Below are 21,724 nucleotides of genomic sequence, written 5' to 3' on the forward strand. Positions count from 1 at the left end.
GCTGAGCTATTCGGCTGCGTGCAGCTGCACCGGGGGCGACGCGGGCGCGGCCTCTTCGCGTGCCTTCCGGCGTCGCGCCACGGCCTTCGCGCCGAAATTGTCGCGCCCGTAGGCGAAGGCGAATTGCAGCGCGAGCCCGCCGAAGATCAGCACGCTGTCCTGCCAAATTCCGCCGGGATGCACCTGCTTCACCGTCTGGCCCGCGATCGCCAGCACCGTGCCGAGCGCGAAGATCGGCAGCGAGTGACGGCCCAGCATCCGGATGGGCTCCAGCACGCGCGCCTTGGCGATGCGCGGGATGATCCCCGGCAGCGACAGGATGTAGGCGAGCGCCAGCAGGTGCGACAGGCGTGGCAGCGACACGAAGGTCTTGTCGAAGCCCGCGATGAAGAAGGGCACGTTCCATTGGCGCAGCTGCGAGACCGCGTGGCCGAAATTCTTCAGCATCCAGCCGTTGTGAACCCACACGAAAGTCAGCGCCAGCCAGCCCGCCGCGAGGGCGATGATCCAGCCTTTCACAGGCACGAGCCGCTTGCCTTGGCGCAGCGACAGCCCGGTCAGGATTCCGAGGCTGAACACCAGTTGCCACGCCAGCGGATTGAAGAACCAGCCGCCTTCCATCGGGTAGTTCGGCAGATTCAGCCGGAACAGCCCCGTCGCCACCCAAAGCCCGACCGAGGTCGCCAGCAATGCCAATTTGCTGCGCTGGCCGATCCGGATCAGCGCGGGCGCCATCAACAGGAGCGCCATATACATCGGCAGGATGTTCACATAGCCCAGCTGGTGGCCCAGCGTCGCGATCCCGATCAGGAAGCCGAACGGGTCGGTGCCATAGATCTTCATCGCATTCTTCGACAGCATCGCCTCGTTGCCCCAGAATTGCACGGCGGCCGAGACGATCGCGATCGCCCAGACGGCGGTCAGGATATGCACGAGGTAGAGAAGCCACGCCCGGCCCCAGAGCCGCGAGGTGCCTTCCCAGCTCAGTCCCTTCGCCAGCGCCGGACCGTAAGCCAGCGCGGCGGCGAGACCGGACATGAAGACGAAGCCCTCCGCCGCATCCGAGAAGCCCAGATTGCGGGAAGTGAAATGCTCGTAGAGATTGCCGGGGATGTGATCGATATAGATCATCACCAGCGCGAGACCGCGGAACAGGTCGATCCGCAGGTCGCGCCCGGGTTTCATCAGCGCAATGTTACGCATGTGCGGGGCTCCGGTGAGGGGCGTCCGCGAAACCGGCGCGGTCGCCCTCGGGGGCCGGGAAAGCGTTTTCCCAGCGGGTGAAGATCGCATCGTGCAGACGCAGGATGCGGGGCGTCTCGATCTCGCTCGGCACCAGCATCAGCTGCGAGGCCGAGGGCTGCGACGACCACGAGATCAGCCAAGGCGCTGCGATCATCGGCAGACCCACCGGCAGCAGCCAGAACAGCAGACCCGGCGCGAGCCACCATGTGACGGCAAGGCCCGCAGCACCGATGGCGACGATCCACCACGCCGCGTTGAACCCGTCGGCCACGCTCAGCCGTCCGTCGCCGCGGTTGTTGGTGGGCCAGCCGCCATCCGCGCCGAACAGCACCTGAAAGACCGAACGCGTGGCGAAGGCCAGCAGCACCGGGGCCGTGAGCGAGGAAAACAGCAATTCGCTCAGCGTCGAAGCGAAGGCGATGTTGCCGCCGCCGAAGCCCCGCGCGGTGCCGTTCATCGCCGCACGCGCCGCGATCAGCAATTTCGGCACCAGCAGAAGCCCGAAGATGCCGATGGCGAGGCCGATCGCTTTCGAGGCCTCTGACGGCGGGAAATAGGGGAAAGGCCAATAGGGCTCGGGGAAGTAATCCGGCGGCGGCACGAACAGGGGCGCCGCGACCGAGGCCACGAGAAAGCCCAGCCAGAACAGCGGCGCGATATAGGCCATGATGCCTTGCGCAAAGACGAACCGCGACCAGCCGCGCAGCCCGGGCGCGCCGATGATGCGCGCGTGCTGCAGATTGCCCTGACACCAGCGGCGGTCGCGCTTGGCGTGATCGACGATATTCTCCGGGCCTTCCTCGAAGGACCCTTCCAGATCGTCGTCGAGCCGCACGAGCCAGCCGTTGCGTGCGAGAAGGGCTGCCTCGACATAGTCGTGGCTCATAACATGCCCGCCGAAGGGCGGCTGCCCTTTCAGCGCGGGCAGGCCGCAGCTTTCGGCGAAGGCGCGGGTGCGCACGATGGCGTTGTGGCCCCAGAACGGGCCGGTCCTGCCCTGCAGCATCGCGAGGCCACGGGCGAAGACGGGTGAGAAGAAGCTGGCCGAGAATTGCATCGCACGGGCGAAGCGCGAGCTTCCCCGCACCACTTTCGGCAGGGTCTGCAGCAGACCTAGGCGCGGCTCGGCCTCGATCCGGCGGATCATCTGCAGGATTGTCTCGCCTTCCATCAGGCTGTCGGCATCGAGGATCAGCGCGAAATCATAAGCCGCGCCGGAACGGGTGATGAAATCCTCGATATTGCCGGCCTTCTTGCCGACGTTGTTGGTGCGGCGGCGATAGAAGAACCGGCCAAGCGCGTCACGCTCTTCCACGAGATGGGCGAAGACCTGCACCTCGCGCTGGGCGATGTCGTCCTTGCGGGTGTCCGAGAGGATCGCGAAATGCACCTCCGCGTCGTCGCCGGTCGCGGCGAGCGAGGCATCCATCGCGGCCACGCGCGAGAAGGTGGAGACCGGGTCTTCGTTATAGACCGGCACCAGCACGACCGTGCGGCCTTGGATGCGCGCATGCGGGTCCACCCGCGGCGGCGGCTCGGCGCGCGAGGTTAGCCCGATCAGCGCCTGCACCGCGCCCCAGGCGAGCCACAGCGTCGAGATCAGGATCAGAAGCGCGCGCACCACGTCGAGCGTCTGCAAGCCATCGGCCTGCCCGAACTGGATGAACAGAACGAAAGCCCCGATACCCGCAAGCGCCGCCAGCCCGAGCGCGAGAGCGCGCAGGCCGATCAGCAATGCGCCGCGAGGACGCGCGAGCGCGGACATGTCAGGTGCCTTCCCCGACCGGGCGGCGGGTCAGCATCCGGGCGAGCCGGGTACTCAGCCGAAGATCGGGTTCGATCTGTTGCGCAGGCATGGCCATGGGGGCCACCGGCAGCGCAGCGGGGCCGTCGATCAGGTCTTCGGGCGACAGCCGGCGCTGGGCGCGCGGCTGGTCGGTCAGCGCCGGCACTTCCGGCAGCGTCAAATGTGAAATCATGTTTTGGTCCACTGGTAGAGCCAGGTCTCGGAGAGGTTCCGTCCAAAACCAGCAAGAGTGGCAGAGAGTTCCACGGGCGCGTCGCCATCGGCGGAAATATCCAGAACGAGACGCCAGACATTGTCCTGTTCGACCTTCGAAAGGGTCTGCGTTTCGATCTTGCCCTTGTTCGCGTGGGTGACCGGCTTGATCTCGTCGACAGCCGAGGCTGGCAGGCCCGCAATCTCTCCGCCCTTGAAATCAATGACGAATTTCCGGGTTCCCTTGGTGTTCTCGACACCCGAGACACCGCCGGTCCCGGCCCAGGTCTGGTCGACATAGGCGCGCTGATCGCTCGGATCGGGGGGCAGATCGCCCCATTCCAGCCGATAGGCGAATTCCAGCGCATCGCCTGCTTTTGCCGGGGCCTCGGGCACCCAGAAGGCGACGATATTGTCGTTCACCTCGAGTTTCGAGGGGATCTCGACCAGCCGAACCATGCCCTTGCCCCAGTCGCCCTGCGGCGTCACGCGGACCGACGGACGGCGCTCGTAACGGGCCGAGGCGTCCTGATAGTGATCGAAGTCGCGCTCGCGCTGATAGAGGCCGAAGCTCTTCGGCGCGCTCTCGGCGAAATAGGAGGAGGCGAGCTTGTCGGGATTCTGCAGCGGCCGCCACAGCTTGTCGCCGTCGGCCTGCTCGATCGCCAACCCGTCGCTGTCATGCACGCGCGGGCGATAATCGTCGAAATTATGCCGGTTGCGCGGCCCGTAGAGGAACATCGAGGTGAGCGGCGCGACGCCAAGCTGCTGGATGTCCTCGCGGATGAAGAGCCGCGCGGTCACGTCGACCGAGGTCGCCTCGCCCGGGGTGATGACGAATTTGTAGGCCCCCGTCAGCGAGGCCGAATGCATCTCGGCGAAGACGGTGATCGAGGTCGCGCCCGAGGCCGGGGTCTCGACCCAGAACTGAGTGAAGCGCGGGAATTCCTCGGCGACCGAGATGCCGGTGTTGACCGCAAGCCCGCGCGCCGAGAGGCCATAGGCCGACCCGCGCCCGAGCGCGCGGAAGTAGGAGGCGCCCTGAAACGCGATCAGCTCGTCCATGACATCGGGGCGGTTGATCGGGCTGTGCAGGCGGAAGCCTGCGACGCCGGGCAGGGGCGCATGTTCGGGGACGATCTTGCGGGCTTTGCTCTGGTAGATGAAATCGTCGGTCGAGAAGGTCATCGGGCTCGCTTGCCCGTTCTCGATGCTGGCGAGATGCACCGGCTCTTTAAACAGCCAGCCCAGATGGAAAGCCTGCAACTCGAAGCGCGTGTCTTCGATATTCTCGAAGCGCGACTTGTCCGGGTCGAAGCGGATCATCCGGTAGCTGTCGTAGTCCAGCTTGCTCAGGAAATCGGCCGAGCTGGTCTCGGGCGGCACGGCGTCGCCCTTCGCGGCCTTCTGCATCCGCGCCGCGAGATCGTCGAAGGAAAACGGCGATTTCTGCGGTGCGGCAGGGGGCGAGGCTGGCGCGGAGGCGGGGTCGGCTGCGGGGGCGCTATCTTGCGCGAGCGCATGGCCGGGCCAGCCCCCCGTGGCAGCGAGCGCGCCAAAAGCGGAACCGGCGGCGAGGAGCTGTCGGCGGGAGAAATGGGGCACTTGCACAGTGCGGGGATTAGGCATCTGTTTCCCTGCGATTACAGTCGCTTCGCACGGAGAAAAACCGCCGTGCTGCAATTTTCATAGCCACATGCCTGGAAAAACTGCAAGAGGGTAAGCGAGGCCCATCGGGCGGACAGGGTCGAGCCATGCGATTCTCGCATAACATCGCCCATCCATGCATCGAAAAGCGCGATTTCCCGCCGATTCAGCGACATTTTCGCCGCAGAATGCCGCATGTGCAAAATGGCGGGAGAGGGGGCGATCGCGGCCGCTTTGAGGCGGCCTCCGCACAATGCCTTGCGATTCTACTCAGGAAACGCCGTCGCGAAGCTTGACAGACATGCCCCCTGTGCGCAGGTAAAGTAATGCTTGCGCGGGGGAGAGTGCGGTCGCATCCATCGCCCCAAGGCCCGCCAAAGAACGGACCGGAGAGAAGATGTCGCCTGCCTTGATCGCCGCTTTGCCCTTCCTGGGCGCAGCCATGCCGTCGATCCTTATCCGCACCGGACGCACCAATGCCGCCGCGGTTTCGGCCCTGTTCACGGGGTTGGCGCTGCTCGGGTTGTTGCTAAACCTGCCGACCGTGATGGCAGGCGGTGTCGTCGAGACCAAGATCGACTGGCTGCCCTGGCTGGGCCTGAACGTGAATTTCTGGATCGACGGTCTGGGGATGCTGTTCGCGACGCTGATCCTCGGGATCGGGCTGCTGATCATCCTCTATGCGCGATTCTACCTGTCGAACAAGGACCCGGTCGGTCAGTTCTACACCTACTTGCTGCTGTTCCAGGGCGCGATGGTGGGCATCGTGCTGTCCGACAATATCCTGCTTTTGCTGATCTTCTGGGAGCTGACCTCGCTTAGTTCCTTCCTGCTCATCGGCTATTGGAAGCACCTGCCTGCGGGCCGTCAGGGCGCGCGTATGGCGCTGACCGTGACCGGTCTGGGCGGCCTGTCGATGATTGCGGGGATGCTGATCCTCGGCAATATCGCGGGCAGCTACGACATCTCGGAAATCCTGCAGCACAAGGACGCCATTCAGGCGAGCCCCTATTACATCCCGGCGCTGCTGCTGATCCTCGGCGGCGCGTTCACGAAATCCGCGCAGTTCCCGTTCCATTTCTGGCTGCCGCACGCGATGGCGGCGCCGACGCCCGTCTCGGCCTATCTGCACTCTGCCACGATGGTGAAGGCGGGGCTGTTCCTGATGGCGCGGATGTGGCCGGTGCTCTCGGGCACGCCGGAATGGTTCTATATCGTCGCGAGCGTCGGCCTGATCACCATGCTGATCGCCGCGAAGATCGCGATCTTCAAACACGACATGAAGGCGCTGCTGGCCTTCTCGACCGTCTCGCATCTGGGGCTCATCACCTTCATGCTGGGTCTGGGCACCGAGGCCGGGGCGCTGGCCGCCGTGTTCCACATCATCAACCACGCGACCTTCAAGGCGGCGCTGTTCATGTCGGCGGGCATCGTCGATCACGAGGCGGGCACGCGTGACCTCACCCGCATTTCGGGGCTGCGCAAGCTGATGCCGATCACCTTCGTGATCGCGACCATCGCGGCGCTGTCGATGGCCGGTATCCCCTTCTTCAACGGGTTCCTCTCGAAAGAGATGATGCTGGAAGCCGCCGCGCATACGAAGTGGCTCGACAATAGCTGGCTGATCCCGGCGCTGGCCACCATCGCGGCGCTGTTCTCGGCCACCTACGCCTTCCGCTTCATCAGCCACGGCTTCTTCGGCCCGCCGCCGCAGGACCTGCCGAAGACGCCGCATGATCCGCCCTTCGGCATGTGGATCAGCCCGGCTTTCCTGTCTTTCCTCGTGATCGCGATCGGTCTGTTCCCGATGGCGGTGGCGGGCGGCTATGTCCAGATGGCGACCAATGCGGTCGTCGGTGGCGGCTATCACATGCACGAGCTGAAGATCTGGCACGGCGTCACGCCCGCGCTGATCATGTCGGCCATTGCCGTCACCGGCGGTATCGCTCTGCTCGCCGCGCATCGCCCGTTCCAGCGCATCTGGGACGCCACTCCGCGCCCCGAGGCCAAGGTGATGTTCGACTGGGTGGTCGCGAAGGTGCAGAGCCTTGCCGCGTGGATCACGCAGGGGCTGCATACCGGCGCGATGGCGCGTTACCTGATGTTGTTCACGATTACCGCGGTCGGGGTGGGGCTCTACGCCTTCATGAGCGGCACGCTGGGGCCGCAGACCCGTGCGCTGACGCCGGTGAACGGCGCGGCGGTGACCTCGTGGCTGCTGCTGTTGACGGCCACGATCTGTATCGTCGCCTTCCATCACAACCGCATCCTCGCGCTGGTGCTGATCGGGATCGTCGGCCTGACCGTCTCGATCTCCTTCATCTTCCTCTCGGCGCCCGACCTCGCGCTGACGCAGATCTCGGTCGAGATCGTGACGACGGTGCTGATGCTCCTGGCGCTGAACTTCCTGCCCAAGATCACCTCGATCGAATCCAGCCGGATGAAGATCGGCTTCGACGTGGGGCTTTCGGTCGCGGCGGGCGTCGCGGTCTCGGGGCTGATCTACGCGCTGCTGACCCGCGATTTCGCCTTCCCGACGATGTCCGGCTACATGCTCGACAACAGCTACAACCTCGCGGGCGGGGATAACGTGGTGAACGTGATCCTCGTGGACTTCCGTGGCTACGATACGTTCGGCGAGATCACGGTGCTGGGCATCGCCGCGCTGGTGATCTTCGCGCTGACCGAGGCGCTGCTGCAGGGGGCGTCCTCGCGCAAGCTGATCGCATGGCGCCCCGACGTGCCGCGTGGCGGCGACAAGCACCCGCTGATGTTGCTGATCGTGACGCGGGTGATGATGCCGATCGCGCTGGTCGTGGGGCTCTATATCTTCCTGCGTGGCCACAATGAGCCCGGCGGCGGCTTCATCGCCGGTCTCGTGGTCGCGATCGCGCTGGTGACGCAATACATGGCCTCGGGCTTTGCATGGACGCAGGCGCGCCAGAAGGTCTATTACCACGTGCTGATCGCGTCGGGCGTGCTGGTGGCCGGGATCACCGGGGCCGGGGCGTTCTTCAACGACATGCCCTTCCTGACCTCCGATTTCGGCTATGTGAAACTGCCCGGCCTCGACAAGTTCGAACTGGCGACCGCTGCGGGCTTCGACCTCGGCGTGTTCCTCGGCGTCGTCGGCTCGGTGATGCTGGCGCTTGGCGGGCTGAGCCGCCTCGCGCGCCGCGCCGCGATGGGCGAGGAAGGCGGCGAAGAGGGCGCGCATATCGCGGCCGAGAAGCCCGAGGCCCGCGTGCTCGCGCCGCTCTCGGCCGGGCCCTATCCGCCCGAAGCCAAAGTGCCGCGCCGCTGGTGGAAGACCGCCCGCGCCGCGCGCGAAGCCACCCAGAACGAGCGTGACACCGTGCACGAGAACAAGAAGACCAACGGGGGCGATCACTGATGGAAGTGCTCGTTGCATCGGCCATCGGCGTGCTGACCGCCGCCGGCATCTACATGATCCTGCGTCTGCGCACCTTCCCCGTGGTGGTGGGCATGTCGCTGCTGTCCTACGCGGTGAACGTGTTCCTGTTCGCCACCGGTCGTCTGGTGATCAACCAGCCGCCGATCCTGCGCGACGGCGTGACCTCCTATACCGACCCGATCCCGCAGGCGCTGGTCCTGACCGCGATCGTGATCTCCTTCGGGATGACCGCGGTCGTGGTGATGCTCGCGCTTGGCGCCTTCATCGAGGCGGGCAATGACCGCATCGACCTCGAGGAAGAGGAGGACGGCCAATGATGGAGCATTGGATCATCGCGCCCGTCCTGATCCCGGCGATGCTTGCGCCGCTGATCGTGCTGTGGATGCGCTACGATCTGGTCACGCAGCGCGTGGCCTCGATCCTCGGCATGTCGGCGCTTCTGGTGCTGGCCATCGTGCTGATGGTCTCGGCCTCGATGGGCCCGCCCGAGGTCTATCGCCTCGGCAACTGGGAGCCGCCCTACGGCATCGTGCTGGTCCTCGACCGGCTGTCCGCGCTGATGCTGCTGCTGACCTCGATCCTCGGCCTCGTGATCGTGCTCTATGCGATCGGTTCGGGCTGGGACAAACGCGGCTGGCATTTCCACTCGCTGATGCAGTTCCAGATGATGGGGATCAACGGCGCCTTCCTGACGGGCGATGCGTTCAACTTGTTCGTCTTCTTCGAGGTTCTGCTGATCGCCTCCTATGGTCTGATGATCCATGGCGGCGGCCGCGCACGGCTGAAATCGGGCGTGCAATATGTGGTCTACAACCTCGCGGGCTCGACGCTGTTCCTCTTCGCGCTGGGGACGATCTACGCGACGGCAGGTACGCTCAATATGGCGGATCTGGCGGTGAAGGTGGCGCAGATGCCATCCGAGCAGACGGCACTGATCAAGGTCGGTGCGGCGCTTCTGATGTTGGTCTTCGCGGTCAAGGCCGCGCTGGTGCCGCTGCAATTCTGGCTACCCGCGACCTACACCAATGCACCCGGCCCGGTGGCGGCGCTGTTTGCGATCATGACCAAGGTCGGCACCTATGCGATCGTCCGCGTCTACACGCTGATCTTCCCGATCACCGGCACGATCGGCACGCTTGCCCATGACATCCTGCTGCCTTCGGCCTTCCTGACGATAGCGATCGGGATGATCGGCATTCTCGGCGCCCGCGATATGGGCCGCACGGTCGCCTATGCGGTGATCGGCTCGGTCGGGACGATGATGCTGGCATTTGCGCAGTTCACCCAAGGTGCGACCACGGCGGGTCTTTACTACATGATCCACTCGACGCTGATCGCCGGGGCGATGTTCCTGATCGCCGATCTCGTGCGCGAGCGGCGCGGGCGCTGGGGGCTCGGCTTCACCGATGCGCCGCTGATGAAGAACCACGGGCTGATGGCGGGCATGTTCTTCATGGGCGCGATCGCGATGGCCGGGATGCCGCCGCTCTCGGGCTTCCTCGGCAAGCTGATGATCCTCGATGCGACGCGCGGCCAATGGGCGCTTTGGGCGACGGTTCTGGTGACCTCGCTGATCGCCATCGTGGGCTATGCCCGTGCGGGTAGTCAGGTGTTCTGGCGCTCCTACGCGGTCGAGGCCGAGGAAGACGATCTGCCGCCCGCGCCAAAGGATGCGAGTTCGCCGGGCCTCGCCTTTACCGCGACCGGTATCCTGCTGGCCGGGTCGGTGGCGCTGACCGCGCTGGCCGGACCTGCGAGCACCTGGCTGCAGGGCACCTCCGCGCAGCTCTTCACGCCGTCGCAATATATCGACGCGGTTCTCGCCGGCGCGGAAGAGCGCGCGCAGGAGGCGGCACGCATCGGGGCGCATGAGCATGGCCATATGGAAGTGAGCGAGGAAATGCAGGCCGAGGAAGCGCATGGCGGCGAGGCCAGTGCCGCGGACCCGCATGCCGACGCTCCGCCCGCCGATCAGGCCGACACCCACGCCGGAACCGAGACGGGGCAGGACGCCCCCGCCGCGGCGCATTGAGGGGAGCAAAGAGATGATCCGCAAGATCCTTCCCCACCCCTACCTGACCGTCACGCTGGTGATGGTCTGGCTGATGCTGGCCAATAGCTACACGCTCAATTCGCTGGTCTTCGCGATCCTCGTAGGCCTCGTGATCCCGTGGATCACCGCGCCCTACTGGCCCGCGCGCCCGCGTTTCGCGAAGCCGCTGAAGATCATCGAGTACATCTTCATCGTGATCTGGGATATCATCGTCGCGAATATCACCGTGGCGAAGATCGTGCTCTTCATGCCCAATTCCAAACTGCACCCCGCCTGGGTCACGGTGCCGCTCGATATCGTCACGCCCGAGGCGGTGACGGTGCTGGCGGGCACGATCACGATGACGCCCGGGACGCTGACGGCGGAACTGGCCGCCGACGGTCACTCGCTGCTGGTCCACGCGCTGCATGCGCCCGATGCCGATGAGGTGCGCGACGAGATCAAGTCCCGTTACGAGGCCCGCCTGAAGGAGATTTTCGAATGATCACCTATGCCCTGATCTTCGCCATCGCCTGCTATTCGCTGGCGCTGCTGTTCAACCTCTACCGGGTCGTCAAGGCGCCGGGCGTGACCGACCGGGTTCTCGCGCTCGACACGATGGCGATCAACGCGATCGCGATGATCGTGCTGTTCGGCATCTGGGAGGGCACGGCGCTCTTCTTCGAGGCGTCGATCCTTTACGCAATGACGGGCTTCGTGGCGACGGTCTCCTTCGCCAAGTTTATCCTGCGCGGCGACATTATCGAGTGAGGGCGTGATGGAACTGTTCTGGGACATCCTGATTTCCGCGCTGCTCGTGATCGGCGGCATTTTCGGCCTCGTCGGCAGCTTCGGGCTGGTCAAACTGCCCGACCCGATGACCCGCCTGCACGCGCCGACCAAGGCCGCAACGCTGGGCGTGGGCGCGATCCTGATCGCCTCGATGGTCTGGTTCGCGGTGAAGCAGGGCCACGTGACCCTGCACGAGCTGATGGTCACCATCTTCATTTTCCTGACGGCCCCGATCACCGCGCATTTCATCTCGAAGGCCAATATCTTCCGCGACTGGCCGGCCGAGAAACTGCCGAAGCCCGCAGGCGAGGGCGACTGGGCGGTGCACACGGCCGATGCCGATACCTCGAAGGGCGAACTGGCGGTCGAGCGGGAAAAGAACATCCCGCACGAGAACGACTGACGACGAGAACGACTGACGCTCCCTGACGTTGCGAAACGCTTTGACGCGCGCGTAACCCGTGGCAGGCTGATCCCCGGAGGAGATTTCGGGAGATTTTCGCGATGCGGATGCGGCTGATGCTGTCCCATCTGTCGATCTGGGTGATGATCGCAGTCGTCGCCGCGGCGGCCTATTGGATCGCGCAGGGGCCTTGGTGGCTCTGGGCGGTCGCGCTGCTGGGGATCCCGGCGCAGATGCTCAACGAATACGGGCTCCACCGCTACATCTTCCACATGGCGCCGCCGAAGCGGCAATGGGCCTTCAACTGGCTTTACCGGGTGCATTATGGCCACCACGAATTCCCGACCTGCTGGCCGCTTCTGTTCGCGCCGCTCTCGGTGATCGTGCCGGTGCTCGTGGGCAATACCGCGCTCCTTTGGGCGGTGCTGTCGCTGATCGGCGTGCCTTATGCGTTCGATATCGCCGTGGCCGTCGTGCCGCTTGGGGGCGCTGCGACCTTCCTCGCCTATGAATGGTTCCACACCACCGCCCATGTCACCGTGAAGAAGACCGCGATCGAGCGCCATGTCTCGACGCTGCACAACCAGCACCATTTCCGCGACTTCTCGAAATGGTTTCACGTCACGGCAGGCGGCGAGGTAATCGACCGTCTGATGGGCACCGCGATTTCGCGCGATCAGCTCAAGACGCAAAGCCGGGTCGAGTTCATCCGCACACTGGGCCTGCGCCCCGACGATCCGCGCCTGATCGCGGCGCGGGAGAAATTCGCGCCGCGCTTCGGGATCACCGAGGCAGAGGTCTCGCGGGCAGGTCATGTCGGAGGGGGCGTTGCCCCCGCGCGCTGACGCGCGCCCCCCGGGATATTTCCGCCAAGAGGAAGTTAAGCCTTCCGTAACCAGAATCGCCTGACCCTGATCTCGCGGAACAGGCGGGGACGCCGATGGCCGCCCAAGGGGAAGCGCCCGGCCTGCCGCCCGCAACCGGGTTCGAGCCGGGCGTTTTTCTTCCTCTTGGGAGAAATATCCCGGGGGAGGCCGCAGGCCGGGGGCGGAGCCCCTTACAGGTTGTCGGTCACGCGGAAGCCTTCGGGGATCGTGTCACGTCCCTCCAGCACCAGATCGACCATCACCTCGGCCACTTTCGGCGCCATGCCGAAGCCGATCTTGAACCCGCCATTGGCGATGAAATGTCCCGGACGGTCGGGCCAATCACCCAGCATCGGCGCGCGGGATTTGGCACGCGGGCGCACCCCGGCCCAACGGTCGATCACCGGCGCCTCGGTCAGCGGCGGGCAAAGCGCGCGGGCTTTCTCGATCAGCGCGTCGAGCTGCGCATCTGTCGTGTCGGGGGCATCGAATTCGCGCTCGGAGGTCGACCCGATCGCGACCGTTCCATCGGAATGCGGGATGATGTGAAGGCTGTCGGCGAAAAGCTGCGGCACGTCGCCAGCCGCGTATCGGAAGAGCGCCGATTGGCCCTTCACGCCGGTGCCGACGGTTTTGCCGACCACCGCGTTCAACTCGGCCAGACCTTCGGCGCCGGTCGCGTGGATGACCGGGCCGACCTCCTCGGCCTCGCCGATAACGATCTCCGCGCCCATCGCTTTGAGCGCCGCGACCAGCGCGGCCCCCGCGGCACGCGGATTGGCGCGCGCCGTGAGCGTGTCATGGATCACGAGCCCGGTGGGCGAGGGCGGCGCGAAGGCGCCGAATTCCGCGGCCTCGGCCACGCGCCATGTGGCGAAGCCCTGCCATAGCTCGGCCGCGCCTGCCGCTCGCTCCCTGGCGCGTGCGATCTGCGCCTCATCCGCCAGCGGCTGCAGCCGCCCGAGACGCGCATAGCCCGGATCGCCGCCGCCGATGCGCTGCACGTCGGCCCAGAAGGCTTCCGCCATGCGCAGGCTCTCGAACTGGAACTGCTTCTTGGGATTCCAGTTCTCCGGCACATGCGGGGCGAGCGCGCCGACATGGCCGCCCGAGCTGCCCGCGCCGATGCGGCTGCGTTCGATCAGGCGGACCTTCGCGCCGCGCTTCGCTGCCTGATACGCGATCGCGAGGCCGAAGATGCCGCCGCCGCGCACGGTTATGTCGTGTCTGCCGCTTGTCATTTCGCGCCTCCTGCTTCAAGGCTGGGCCGGAGACTGTGGACTATCCCCGATGAACGCCCCTGACCAGAGCAAAGCCGATCTCGATTGGCGCGATGACCTTGTGCCGGTCTCGCGGCGGTTCGACGATCCCTATTTCAGCCTTGCGGGCGGTCTGGACGAGACGCGGCATGTGTTTCTGGCGGGCAATGATCTGCCCGCGCGGCTGCGTCCCGGCTTTCACGTGGCCGAGCTGGGCTTCGGCACGGGGCTGAACCTGCTGGCGCTGCGGCTGGCCTGTCCCGAGGACTGCCCGATCCGCTTCACCTCCTTCGAGGCCTACCCGATGGAAGCCGACGAGATCGCACGGGCGCTGGACGCATTTCCGGAGGTCGCGCCCGTGGCCGGTCCTTATCTGGAAGCCTGGGCTGCGGGGCAGCGCCAGTTTCAACTCGGTTCGGTCGCGGTGGAGATCATCGAGGGGGATGCGCGCACGGCGCTTCCCGCTTGGGAAGGAAAAGTCGATGCGTGGTTCCTCGACGGGTTTTCGCCCGCGAAAAACCCCGAGCTTTGGGGCGACGATCTTATGGCCGAGGTAGGTGCGCATACGGTGCCGGGCGGCTCCTTCGCGACCTATACGGCGGCAGGCTTCGTGCGCCGCGCCCTCGAGGCCGCGGGTTTCGAGGTCAACCGCAGCCCGGGCTTCGGGCGAAAACGCCATATGTCGCGCGGGGTGAAACATGGTTGAACAATCGACCCGCCGCGGCATCGCGCTGATGGTCGCGGTGACCTTCATCTTCGCGCTTCAGGACGGCATCTCGCGCCATCTGGCCGAGACCTATAACGTCTACATGGCGCTCATGGTGCGGTTCTGGTTCTTCGCCGCCTTCGTGCTGGTGATCGCGGCGCGCAGCCCCGGCGGGATCAAGCGGGCGACCCGCTCGGGCTTGCCTTGGGCGCAGGTGATCCGCTCGATCATCCTGATCACCGAGGTGATCGTGATGGTGCAGGCCTTCGTCTACCTCGGACTCGTCCATTCTCATGCGGTCTTCGCCTGCTACCCGCTGCTGGTCGCGGGTCTTTCCGGGCCGGTGCTGGGCGAGAAGGTCGGCTGGCGGCGCGTGGCGGCGATCGGGGTGGGCTTCATCGGGGTGCTCATCATCCTCAAGCCCGGCTTCGGTGTGTTCTCTCCCTATGCGCTGATCCCGCTGGCGGCGGCGACGCTGTTCGCGCTCTACTCGCTGATGACGCGCTATGTGGGCCGCGTCGATCCGGCCTCGGTGTCTTTCTTCTACACCGGCGTGATCGGGGCGCTTGTGATCACGGCGGTCGGCATCTGGCACTGGGAGAACATGATCGCGTCGGACTGGGCGTGGATGGTCGTGCTGTGCTTCACTGCCGCGACCGGGCATTTCCTGCTGATCAAGGCCTATGAGGTGGCCGAGGCCTCGGCGATCCAGCCCTTCGCCTATCTGCAACTGGTCTTCGCTTCGACGCTGGGTGTCGTTGTCTTCGGCGAGTCGCTGGAATGGAACGTGGTCATCGGCGCGGGCGTCGTGGTCTGCGCGGGGCTCTTTACCCTGTGGCGCGCGCGGGTGGTGGCCGAAGGGGCGTGACCGCCTTTTTCGGCTTGGTTCAAATATCCCGGGGTGAGGCCGTCAGGCCGAGGGGCGGCGCCCCTCTCCTCTTTTCATTTGTCGACCTGCGGCGACGGGGGGCGCGCGCCCTTCAATCCGTCACGTCACCGCGCAGGATGTCGGTGAATTTCACCTCGCCCTTGCCCAGCCGCGCGCGGTAGGGCGGGATCGCCTCGGAGACGCGCATGACGTAGTTGCGGGTCTCGGTGAAGGGGATCATCTCGACCCAGTCGATCACGTCGACCGTGCCGACCCGCGGATCGCCGCGATCCTCGATCCAGTTGCGCGGGCGGCCCGGTCCGGCATTGTAGCCCGAGGCGACGAGCACCGAAGACGGTCCGAACTCGTCGCGAAGCTCCGCCAGATAGGCGCCGCCGAGTTTGAGGTTATAGGTCGCGTCGGTCGTCAGCCGCGCCTTCTCGTAGGGCAGGTCGGTTTTATCCGCCATCATCTTCGCGGTGCCGGGCATCAGCTGCATCAGACCCTGCGCGCCCACCGGAGAGCCCACGCCGATCGCGAACTGGCTCTCGCGCCGGGCGACCGCGAGGACGACTTCTTCCGGCACGCCCAGATCATGGCTCGTCAGCCCCGGGATCGGCCAGAGCGCCTGCGCAATGATCTCGCCCTTCAGCGCGGCGCGTTTGCCGATGATCAGCGCGAGATAGGTGTCGTCCTCCTCAAGCGCAAAATTCGTGAGCGCACCGAAATTGCCCGGCCCGAGGCTTTCCTCAAGATGCAGCACGAAGCGCGCGCCCAGCTCGTTTTCCCCGGCTTCGTAGAGCAGCTGCGCGGCCTTGAAGACGGAAGAATGGCGCAGCTTGTAGCGGCGCCAGTCTGGCAGGTCGGGGCCTTTGGCGAAATTCGCGGGCAAGGGCAGGTTCAGCCGCTCTGCCGACAGGAGCCCGTAATAGGCGTCCTGATTTTCCGCGCCTTTGCGCCATGCGGCCTTGGCCTCGTCGCTGCGGCCCAGAACCTCCAGCGCGCGGCCTTGCCAATACCATGCCCGCGCGGAGGAGATCGGCCCGTCCACCGCCTTTTCGAGATTGTGGAAATGGCTGTAGGCCGTATCGGCTCGGCCCAGTTTCAGCGCGGCATAGCCCGCCACCCATTCGAGATCGGCGTAATCTGCGCCGCCCGGTTCCAGATGGTGCGAGGAGGCCAGATCATAGGCGCGCTGCGTATTGCCCGCGCGCAGGTCCCAGCGCGACTGATAGCCGCGGAGCGTCGCCCAAAGGTCGGGGTCTTCCAGATCGGTTGCGGATTTCGACCGCTCGAGGATCAGCTCTGCCGCCCCGTCTTCCAGCCCTGCGCGCCAGCGCCACATCGCGCGGTCGCGGGCAAGCCCTGCGGAGCGCTCGACCATGTATTGGGGGACGGCGGCGACGAGATCGTCCACGCCCTGCTTGCGCGCCTGCAGGGCGATCCGTGCCTCGGCCACAGCCTTGGTGCCGGGCGTGACCAGACCGATCATCCGGCGCGCATCCGACAGATGCCCGCGATCGAGCATGTTCTGCATCCGCCCGCCATGATCGGCGGAGATGAGCGAGGGGTAGTCGGCCAAGAACTTCGCCTGCTCGTCTTCGTCCATTGGCAGTTGGCGCCATGCGGTCTTGGCGACCTCGGCCGCCAACGCCTTCTGGCCCAAGGCGAGATGCGCACCAATCAACGCCAGCGCGCCGGTGCCGGTCTGCGGCGGGCCGAGTTTGAAATAGGCGATCACCTCGCGCGGCGGGATGCCGTCGAGCGTGGCTTCGCCCTTCTCGCGCAGCCACGGCATGCCGGGCCAATCGGCGCGGCGGGTGGCGAAATCGAGATAGTCGGCGAAGTCTCCTTCGCCGTCGCGCAGGCGTTTCCACTCGATGACATCGAAGCCCAGGGGGCCGACGCGGCGCGCGAGATTTTCGGCCTCGTCCCAGTTGCCGGAATTGGCTGCGGCGAAAGCATCGGACAGCGCGGAACTCGCGGCGCGAAGCGCGGCCGGCGAGAGCGCGAAACTCGAAGCCGCAAGCGCGGCGAGGAACTGGCGTCGGATCATCATGGCTGCTCGTGGTCGCGGGGTTGCCCCTTTGATACGGGCCTCTCACAGATGGGGATGAATCACAAGTTGGCAACCGTCGCGCAACCGCCTATAACCCGGCCGATTTCCGCCGGGACGACTCACCTTCCCGGCCCAACCAAAAAAGGAGCGTGTCATGTTCAAAGGGTCTCTTCCCGCACTGGTCACGCCGTTCAAGGACGGCGAACTGGATCTGGACACGCTCAAGAAACTCGTCGAGTGGCATATCGACCAGGGCAGCCACGGCCTCGTGCCGGTCGGCACCACCGGTGAAAGCCCGACGGTGAGCCATGCCGAGCACATGACCGTCATCACCGAGGTCGTGAAAGCCGCGAAGGGTCGTATCCCGATCATCGCGGGCGCGGGCTCGAACTCGACCGCGGAAGGCGTCCGGCTGATCCAGCACGCCGCCGAAACCGGGGCCGATGCGGCGCTCGTTGTGACGCCTTACTACAACAAGCCGACGCAGCGCGGCATGATCGAGCATTACCGCGCGCTGCACGATGCCTGCGAATTGCCGATCGTGATCTACAACATCCCCGGCCGCTCGGTGATCGACATGATCCCCGAGACGATGGGCGAACTGGCCAAGCTGCCGCGCATCGTCGGTGTGAAGGACGCGACTGGCAAGCTGGAGCGTGTCTCGATGCAGCGCGCGACCTGCGGGCCCGATTTCATCCAGCTTTCGGGCGAGGACGCGACCGCGCTCGGCTTCAACGCGCATGGCGGCGTGGGTTGCATCTCGGTGACCGCGAATGTCGCGCCGAAGCTCTGTGCCGAGTTCCAGGAGGCGACGCTTGCGGGCGATTACGCCAAGGCGCTGAGCTATCAGGACAAGCTGATGCCGCTGCATATGGCGATCTTCCTCGAGCCGGGTGTCGCGGGCGCGAAATACGCGATGTCGAAGCTGGGCATGTGCTCGGCCGAGGTGCGTCTGCCGCTGACCGAGCTTCTGCCCGAGACGAAGACCGCGATCGACGCCGCGATGGCGCATGCCGGTCTGATCTGAGGTTCCGACCCAAGCGAAGACAAGAAAACGCCGGCGCGATGAGGATCGCGCCGGCGTTTTTCTTTGACGATGGGGGTTATTGCAGGGCGCTGCGCAGATCGTCGAGCGCGACGGAGCTGTATTTCTGCGGCTGTTCCTGCGTGCCCGGCGCGGCGGGCGCGACGGTTTCGGGGGCCGCGTGTTCGACTGCGGGGACCGGTTGCGGGGCCACGGGCTCCGCCTTCGCCTCGAGCCGCGGCGTTGCAGTATCGGTCGGCGCGGGCGCATCGGTTTTCGGATGAAGATAGGCGAGGGTCACGGTGATCCGGCGGTTCGAGGGATCGCGGGGCTCTGCCGGTTTCAGCGGATCGGTGTCCGACAGGCCCGAGACGCGGGTGATACGCTCCGGAGCGACCCCGGCGGTCACGAGCGCCCGGCGCGTCGCATTGGCGCGGTCCGAGGACAGTTCCCAGTTCCCATAGGTGCCGCCCGCTTTCTGATAGGGCACCGAGTCGGTGTGGCCCGCGATCAGCACGTCATTGGGCAGATCGGACAGGGCGCGGCCAAGCTGATCCATCAGCTTCAACGTCGGCCCGTCGATCTTCGCGCTGCCCGAGGCGAACATGGCTTTGCCTGCCTGATCCACGACCTCGATATTCAGCCCGTCCGGCGTGCGGCGGAACAACACGTTCTGCTGCAGCGGGCGAAGGTCCGGGACGTGCTGGATCGCTTGCGTGATCCGGGTCTGAAGCGTCTCGAAGCGGGCGTCATCGACGGCATGCGGCGTGACCGCAGCGGTCTTGGCGTCGGTCACATCGCCGGCCTTGGCCGTCGCCTGCGCCGCGGTCGCGAGCTTTTCAGCCGTCGCGTCGGGCGTGGTGTCCTTGGATTTCCCGGAGGCGTTGGCCATTTCGGTCGAGGGATCGGTCACGCTTCCGATGCCGGGATTGGCGGGGATCGCATCATTGGCGCGCGACGCGTTCATGATCCCTTTCGGGCCGAGCGTCTCGCCTGCGAGCGGGCCGGTGCCGCCGGGCGCCTGCATCGAGATTTTCGCCGGAGCGAAGTAATCGGCGATCCCGGTGAGTTGGTTCTCGTCCGACACGGAGAGAATCCACATCAGCAGGAAGAAGGCCATCATCGCGGTCATGAAGTCCGCGTAGGCGACTTTCCACGCACCGCCATGATGCTCGGTTTCGTGATCGTCGTCGCTCCGCTTCACAATGATCGGCGCTTGGTTCGACCGTGCCATGGATTGCCCTTTCCCACCTCGCTGACCGGAGCCAGCCGTATTCTCAGGGCATACGTCTCCTGCAGCCCCTGACTGTGGGTTCTCGGATTAAATGTGGGCCAAAAAAGGGCGACAATCGTTCATGATCTGGAAACAAAGATTCGCAACGCTGACTTTGGAATCCGTTTTGAGCAGAAAGGCTTGCGCCTTGCTGCCCGTTATCACGCCCCGTGGAGCGAGGCGTCGAGGTCGTCGCGGCTGTGTTTTCCCAACCCGACCTTCTTGGCATAGGCCGCTTTGCGCGCCGAATAGCTGGGCGCGACCAGCGGCATATCCGCGGGCAGATTGAACAGGGTCCGGTATTCGTCTTCGCTCAGCCCGTGTTCCGAGCCGAGATGGCGTTTGAGCATCTTGAACCCGCGCCCGCAGCACAGGCAGAAGACCTTATCTTCGGTCACTGCGTCTTCAATAGGAAGCGCGGGGTGCGGCCGCGCGGGGCTGGAGCTGGCAGAGGCCGTATCCATCGCATGAGAGGCCGTCGCATCGTTCAGCTCTTCGCCGAACTGCGCGGAGAGCTTCGCCACGAGGTCGACCACCTGATCCGCCGTTACATCCGAACGGGCGGCATAGGCGGCAGCAACTGTCGCGATAATGTTTGCTGCATCCGTGGGCCGATCCTTCGACATCTGGTCTCTCCAATGCTTAAAATTTGCACTCTCCCCGGACTAGTAGAGAAAGTTACGGGCAACCTCTGTTTCTGTCAACAAACGCGCGTATCTGTGCTTGGGTTCCTTGCAAAGATACATTTCCTGAACGGGATTGTTTCGCTGAATGCTTTGACTGTCCTCGGGCTGGTCAGTGCAGTTTGTCGCGCGTGAGCCATCGCTCTTTGGCGAGCTGATAGTCCGGAGCGCTGGTCGGATAGTCCGGCGGAAGTCCCCATTTCGCGCGATATTCCTCGAAGGTCATTCCGAGCAGATTTCTGAGGTGACGCCTCAACATCTTGATCGGACGGCCCGTTTCCAGACAGATCAACCGATCCGGATACACGCTTTCCGAAATCGGCACCGCAGGGATGCGGGAGGTCGCAGGCTCGCCGGTCCGGGCCGGAGGATGTTGCGTCATGTCTCCACTCACATATTTTTGTCCTTAGGGGGAAAGATTGAAGGAAATCTTAAAGTTAGGTCAAAGAAATCGATTTTTTCCCGCAAGACGCCGCAGTTACACGCTATTTCAAAGCGTGCGCGCGGCTTGTCAGGCACGAAAGCGTGAAGTATCGCATATCGCAGGTAAAAAAATTCGAAAATGCAAAGAAGTCAGGCTCGGCGGATTTATGCTCTGAGGTCCCGTCTGGCGTTCGGCGTTAATCGGAAGTGACTGCGCAACGGGGATGGGCGCGAGACCTGAGTTTCGACCCGAAGCGCTGGGGTATTCGGGGAGTTGCCTTTTGTTTGGCGCAGATGCCATGCGGAGACAGAACGTCATCATCGTAGCGGAAGACGAGGCGAAACAAGGCCAGTTGCCCGGCTTCTTTCGCGAGTGCTGCGGCTGGGATCCTTTGCCTTTTGCGAAAGCATTTGAGGCGGAGCAGTACATCCTGCTGCATGGAAACCCACGCCTGTTGTTAATTAATCTCGCGGAGCCGGAGGGGGCGGCGGATCTGATCCGCACCGCGCGCGGCAGTGAGATGGAGAGCCTCGTCCTCTTCGTCGATCCGACCACGGGCGGAGATCTGGCCGCCGAAATGATTCTGGCGGGCGCCGATGATGTGCTGCGTGAGCCTTATTCCGAGAGAGAATTGGCTGCGCGGCTATGGCTGCGTGCGGGGAGCAGTCTGCCAATCAGCTTCCCGGGCGAAGAAAAACGCGTCGCTCGGTTGAAGATCGACAAGGAAAACCGGCTGACCGGGCCCGATGCTGCCGAAGCGGTGCAGCTCACCCCGATGGAAGGGGAGATCATGTGCGAGCTGATCCGGAGCGGCGGGCGAATCGTGACGCGCGACGCGCTGTCGCGTCGAATCGATAAATGCATGTGGGTCTACGGCGACCGCAAATTCGACGTTCACATCACCAAGATTCGCAAGAAGTTGCGCGGTGCCTTTGGAGAAAGATACGTCGTGGAAACGATTCGGGCGGCTGGATACTCGTTCTACGAGATTCCCAAAGGAAGGCAGCAAACAGACACAACCTAAGGTTG

At 64.9% G+C, this 21,724-nt stretch carries 20 protein-coding genes; 11 read left to right on the plus strand and 9 right to left on the minus strand.

The window, feature by feature from the left end; genetic code table 11:
- Nucleotides 1–6: 6 nt before the first annotated feature.
- From AC2TZ7_RS05015 to AC2TZ7_RS05030, 4 genes are read right to left on the minus strand one after another with little or no spacing between them, the layout of a single operon-like run.
- Nucleotides 7–1,203, minus strand: coding sequence for an OpgC family protein (locus tag AC2TZ7_RS05015; protein WP_489866105.1), 1,197 nt, complete (start codon nucleotides 1,201–1,203; stop codon nucleotides 7–9).
- On the minus strand, nucleotides 1,196–3,010 hold the full coding sequence (gene mdoH, locus AC2TZ7_RS05020) for a glucans biosynthesis glucosyltransferase MdoH (RefSeq protein ID WP_489866106.1): 1,815 nt from the start codon (nucleotides 3,008–3,010) through the stop codon (nucleotides 1,196–1,198). Before mdoH ends, AC2TZ7_RS05015 begins: the two co-directional genes overlap by 8 nt.
- A gap of 1 nt (nucleotide 3,011) precedes the next feature.
- Entirely contained in the window at nucleotides 3,012–3,224 is a 213-nt protein-coding gene (locus AC2TZ7_RS05025) for a hypothetical protein (RefSeq protein WP_489866107.1), read from the minus strand.
- A complete protein-coding gene (locus tag AC2TZ7_RS05030) occupies nucleotides 3,221–4,873 on the minus strand; it encodes an OpgD/OpgG family glucan biosynthesis protein (RefSeq protein WP_489866108.1) in 1,653 nt (550 codons plus the stop codon). The genes AC2TZ7_RS05025 and AC2TZ7_RS05030 overlap by 4 nt, the downstream gene beginning before the upstream one ends.
- 415 nt (nucleotides 4,874–5,288) lie before the next feature.
- Between AC2TZ7_RS05030 and AC2TZ7_RS05035 the strand changes: the two genes are divergently transcribed.
- From AC2TZ7_RS05035 to AC2TZ7_RS05065, 7 genes are all read left to right on the plus strand, one after another.
- Nucleotides 5,289–8,285, plus strand: a complete 2,997-nt coding sequence (locus tag AC2TZ7_RS05035; RefSeq protein WP_489866109.1) for a monovalent cation/H+ antiporter subunit A — start codon at nucleotides 5,289–5,291, stop codon at nucleotides 8,283–8,285.
- Nucleotides 8,285–8,623, plus strand: a complete 339-nt coding sequence (locus AC2TZ7_RS05040; RefSeq protein ID WP_078522021.1) for a Na+/H+ antiporter subunit C — start codon at nucleotides 8,285–8,287, stop codon at nucleotides 8,621–8,623. The genes AC2TZ7_RS05035 and AC2TZ7_RS05040 overlap by 1 nt, the downstream gene beginning before the upstream one ends.
- Nucleotides 8,623–10,338: a monovalent cation/H+ antiporter subunit D gene (locus tag AC2TZ7_RS05045; RefSeq protein ID WP_489866785.1), complete on the plus strand. Its 1,716-nt coding sequence runs from the start codon at nucleotides 8,623–8,625 to the stop codon at nucleotides 10,336–10,338. Before AC2TZ7_RS05040 ends, AC2TZ7_RS05045 begins: the two co-directional genes overlap by 1 nt.
- 13 nt (nucleotides 10,339–10,351) lie before the next feature.
- Complete coding sequence (locus AC2TZ7_RS05050) at nucleotides 10,352–10,843, plus strand: Na+/H+ antiporter subunit E (RefSeq protein WP_078522020.1); 492 nt, start codon at nucleotides 10,352–10,354, stop codon at nucleotides 10,841–10,843.
- Complete coding sequence (locus tag AC2TZ7_RS05055; protein WP_078522019.1) at nucleotides 10,840–11,109, plus strand: K+/H+ antiporter subunit F; 270 nt, start codon at nucleotides 10,840–10,842, stop codon at nucleotides 11,107–11,109. Before AC2TZ7_RS05050 ends, AC2TZ7_RS05055 begins: the two co-directional genes overlap by 4 nt.
- Nucleotides 11,110–11,116: 7 nt before the next feature.
- Nucleotides 11,117–11,533 carry a Na+/H+ antiporter subunit G gene (locus AC2TZ7_RS05060; RefSeq protein ID WP_078540299.1) on the plus strand — a complete coding sequence of 139 codons (417 nt, stop codon included), beginning with the start codon at nucleotides 11,117–11,119 and terminating at the stop codon, nucleotides 11,531–11,533.
- A gap of 101 nt (nucleotides 11,534–11,634) precedes the next feature.
- Nucleotides 11,635–12,378 carry a sterol desaturase family protein gene (locus AC2TZ7_RS05065; protein ID WP_489866110.1) on the plus strand — a complete coding sequence of 248 codons (744 nt, stop codon included), beginning with the start codon at nucleotides 11,635–11,637 and terminating at the stop codon, nucleotides 12,376–12,378.
- A gap of 212 nt (nucleotides 12,379–12,590) precedes the next feature.
- Here AC2TZ7_RS05065 and AC2TZ7_RS05070 read toward each other — a convergent pair whose 3' ends face one another.
- Complete coding sequence (locus tag AC2TZ7_RS05070) at nucleotides 12,591–13,640, minus strand: NAD(P)/FAD-dependent oxidoreductase (RefSeq protein ID WP_489866111.1); 1,050 nt, start codon at nucleotides 13,638–13,640, stop codon at nucleotides 12,591–12,593.
- 49 nt (nucleotides 13,641–13,689) lie between these two features.
- Here AC2TZ7_RS05070 and mnmC2 point away from each other — a divergent pair, with 49 nt between their 5' ends.
- Both mnmC2 and AC2TZ7_RS05080 read left to right on the plus strand, forming a co-directional pair.
- Entirely contained in the window at nucleotides 13,690–14,364 is a 675-nt protein-coding gene (gene mnmC2 / locus AC2TZ7_RS05075; protein ID WP_489866112.1) for a tRNA (5-methylaminomethyl-2-thiouridine)(34)-methyltransferase MnmC2, read from the plus strand.
- Nucleotides 14,357–15,232 (plus strand): DMT family transporter, encoded by an 876-nt coding sequence (locus AC2TZ7_RS05080; protein ID WP_489866113.1) that lies wholly within the window; start codon nucleotides 14,357–14,359, stop codon nucleotides 15,230–15,232. The genes mnmC2 and AC2TZ7_RS05080 overlap by 8 nt, the downstream gene beginning before the upstream one ends.
- Before the next feature lie 112 nt (nucleotides 15,233–15,344).
- Here the strand turns inward: AC2TZ7_RS05080 and AC2TZ7_RS05085 are convergent, their stop codons facing one another.
- Nucleotides 15,345–17,288 (minus strand): lytic transglycosylase domain-containing protein, encoded by a 1,944-nt coding sequence (locus AC2TZ7_RS05085; RefSeq protein WP_489866114.1) that lies wholly within the window; start codon nucleotides 17,286–17,288, stop codon nucleotides 15,345–15,347.
- Nucleotides 17,289–17,445: 157 nt separating this feature from the next.
- Here AC2TZ7_RS05085 and dapA point away from each other — a divergent pair, with 157 nt between their 5' ends.
- Nucleotides 17,446–18,318, plus strand: coding sequence for a 4-hydroxy-tetrahydrodipicolinate synthase (gene dapA / locus AC2TZ7_RS05090; protein ID WP_078522012.1), 873 nt, complete (start codon nucleotides 17,446–17,448; stop codon nucleotides 18,316–18,318).
- Between the two features lie 76 nt (nucleotides 18,319–18,394).
- On the opposite strand, the gene AC2TZ7_RS05095 is transcribed toward dapA, so the two are convergent.
- The 3 genes from AC2TZ7_RS05095 to AC2TZ7_RS05105 form a co-directional block, all read right to left on the minus strand.
- On the minus strand, nucleotides 18,395–19,549 hold the full coding sequence (locus AC2TZ7_RS05095) for a flagellar motor protein MotB (protein WP_489866115.1): 1,155 nt from the start codon (nucleotides 19,547–19,549) through the stop codon (nucleotides 18,395–18,397).
- A 200-nt stretch (nucleotides 19,550–19,749) separates the two neighbouring features.
- Nucleotides 19,750–20,214: a Ros/MucR family transcriptional regulator gene (locus AC2TZ7_RS05100; RefSeq protein WP_489866116.1), complete on the minus strand. Its 465-nt coding sequence runs from the start codon at nucleotides 20,212–20,214 to the stop codon at nucleotides 19,750–19,752.
- A 169-nt stretch (nucleotides 20,215–20,383) separates the two neighbouring features.
- Entirely contained in the window at nucleotides 20,384–20,653 is a 270-nt protein-coding gene (locus tag AC2TZ7_RS05105) for a MucR family transcriptional regulator (protein WP_489866117.1), read from the minus strand.
- Nucleotides 20,654–20,975: 322 nt separating this feature from the next.
- Here AC2TZ7_RS05105 and AC2TZ7_RS05110 point away from each other — a divergent pair, with 322 nt between their 5' ends.
- Nucleotides 20,976–21,719: a response regulator transcription factor gene (locus tag AC2TZ7_RS05110; RefSeq protein ID WP_489866118.1), complete on the plus strand. Its 744-nt coding sequence runs from the start codon at nucleotides 20,976–20,978 to the stop codon at nucleotides 21,717–21,719.
- Nucleotides 21,720–21,724: the final 5 nt, after the last annotated feature.

It is taken from the genome of Thioclava sp. ISO4 (genome assembly GCF_058105145.1).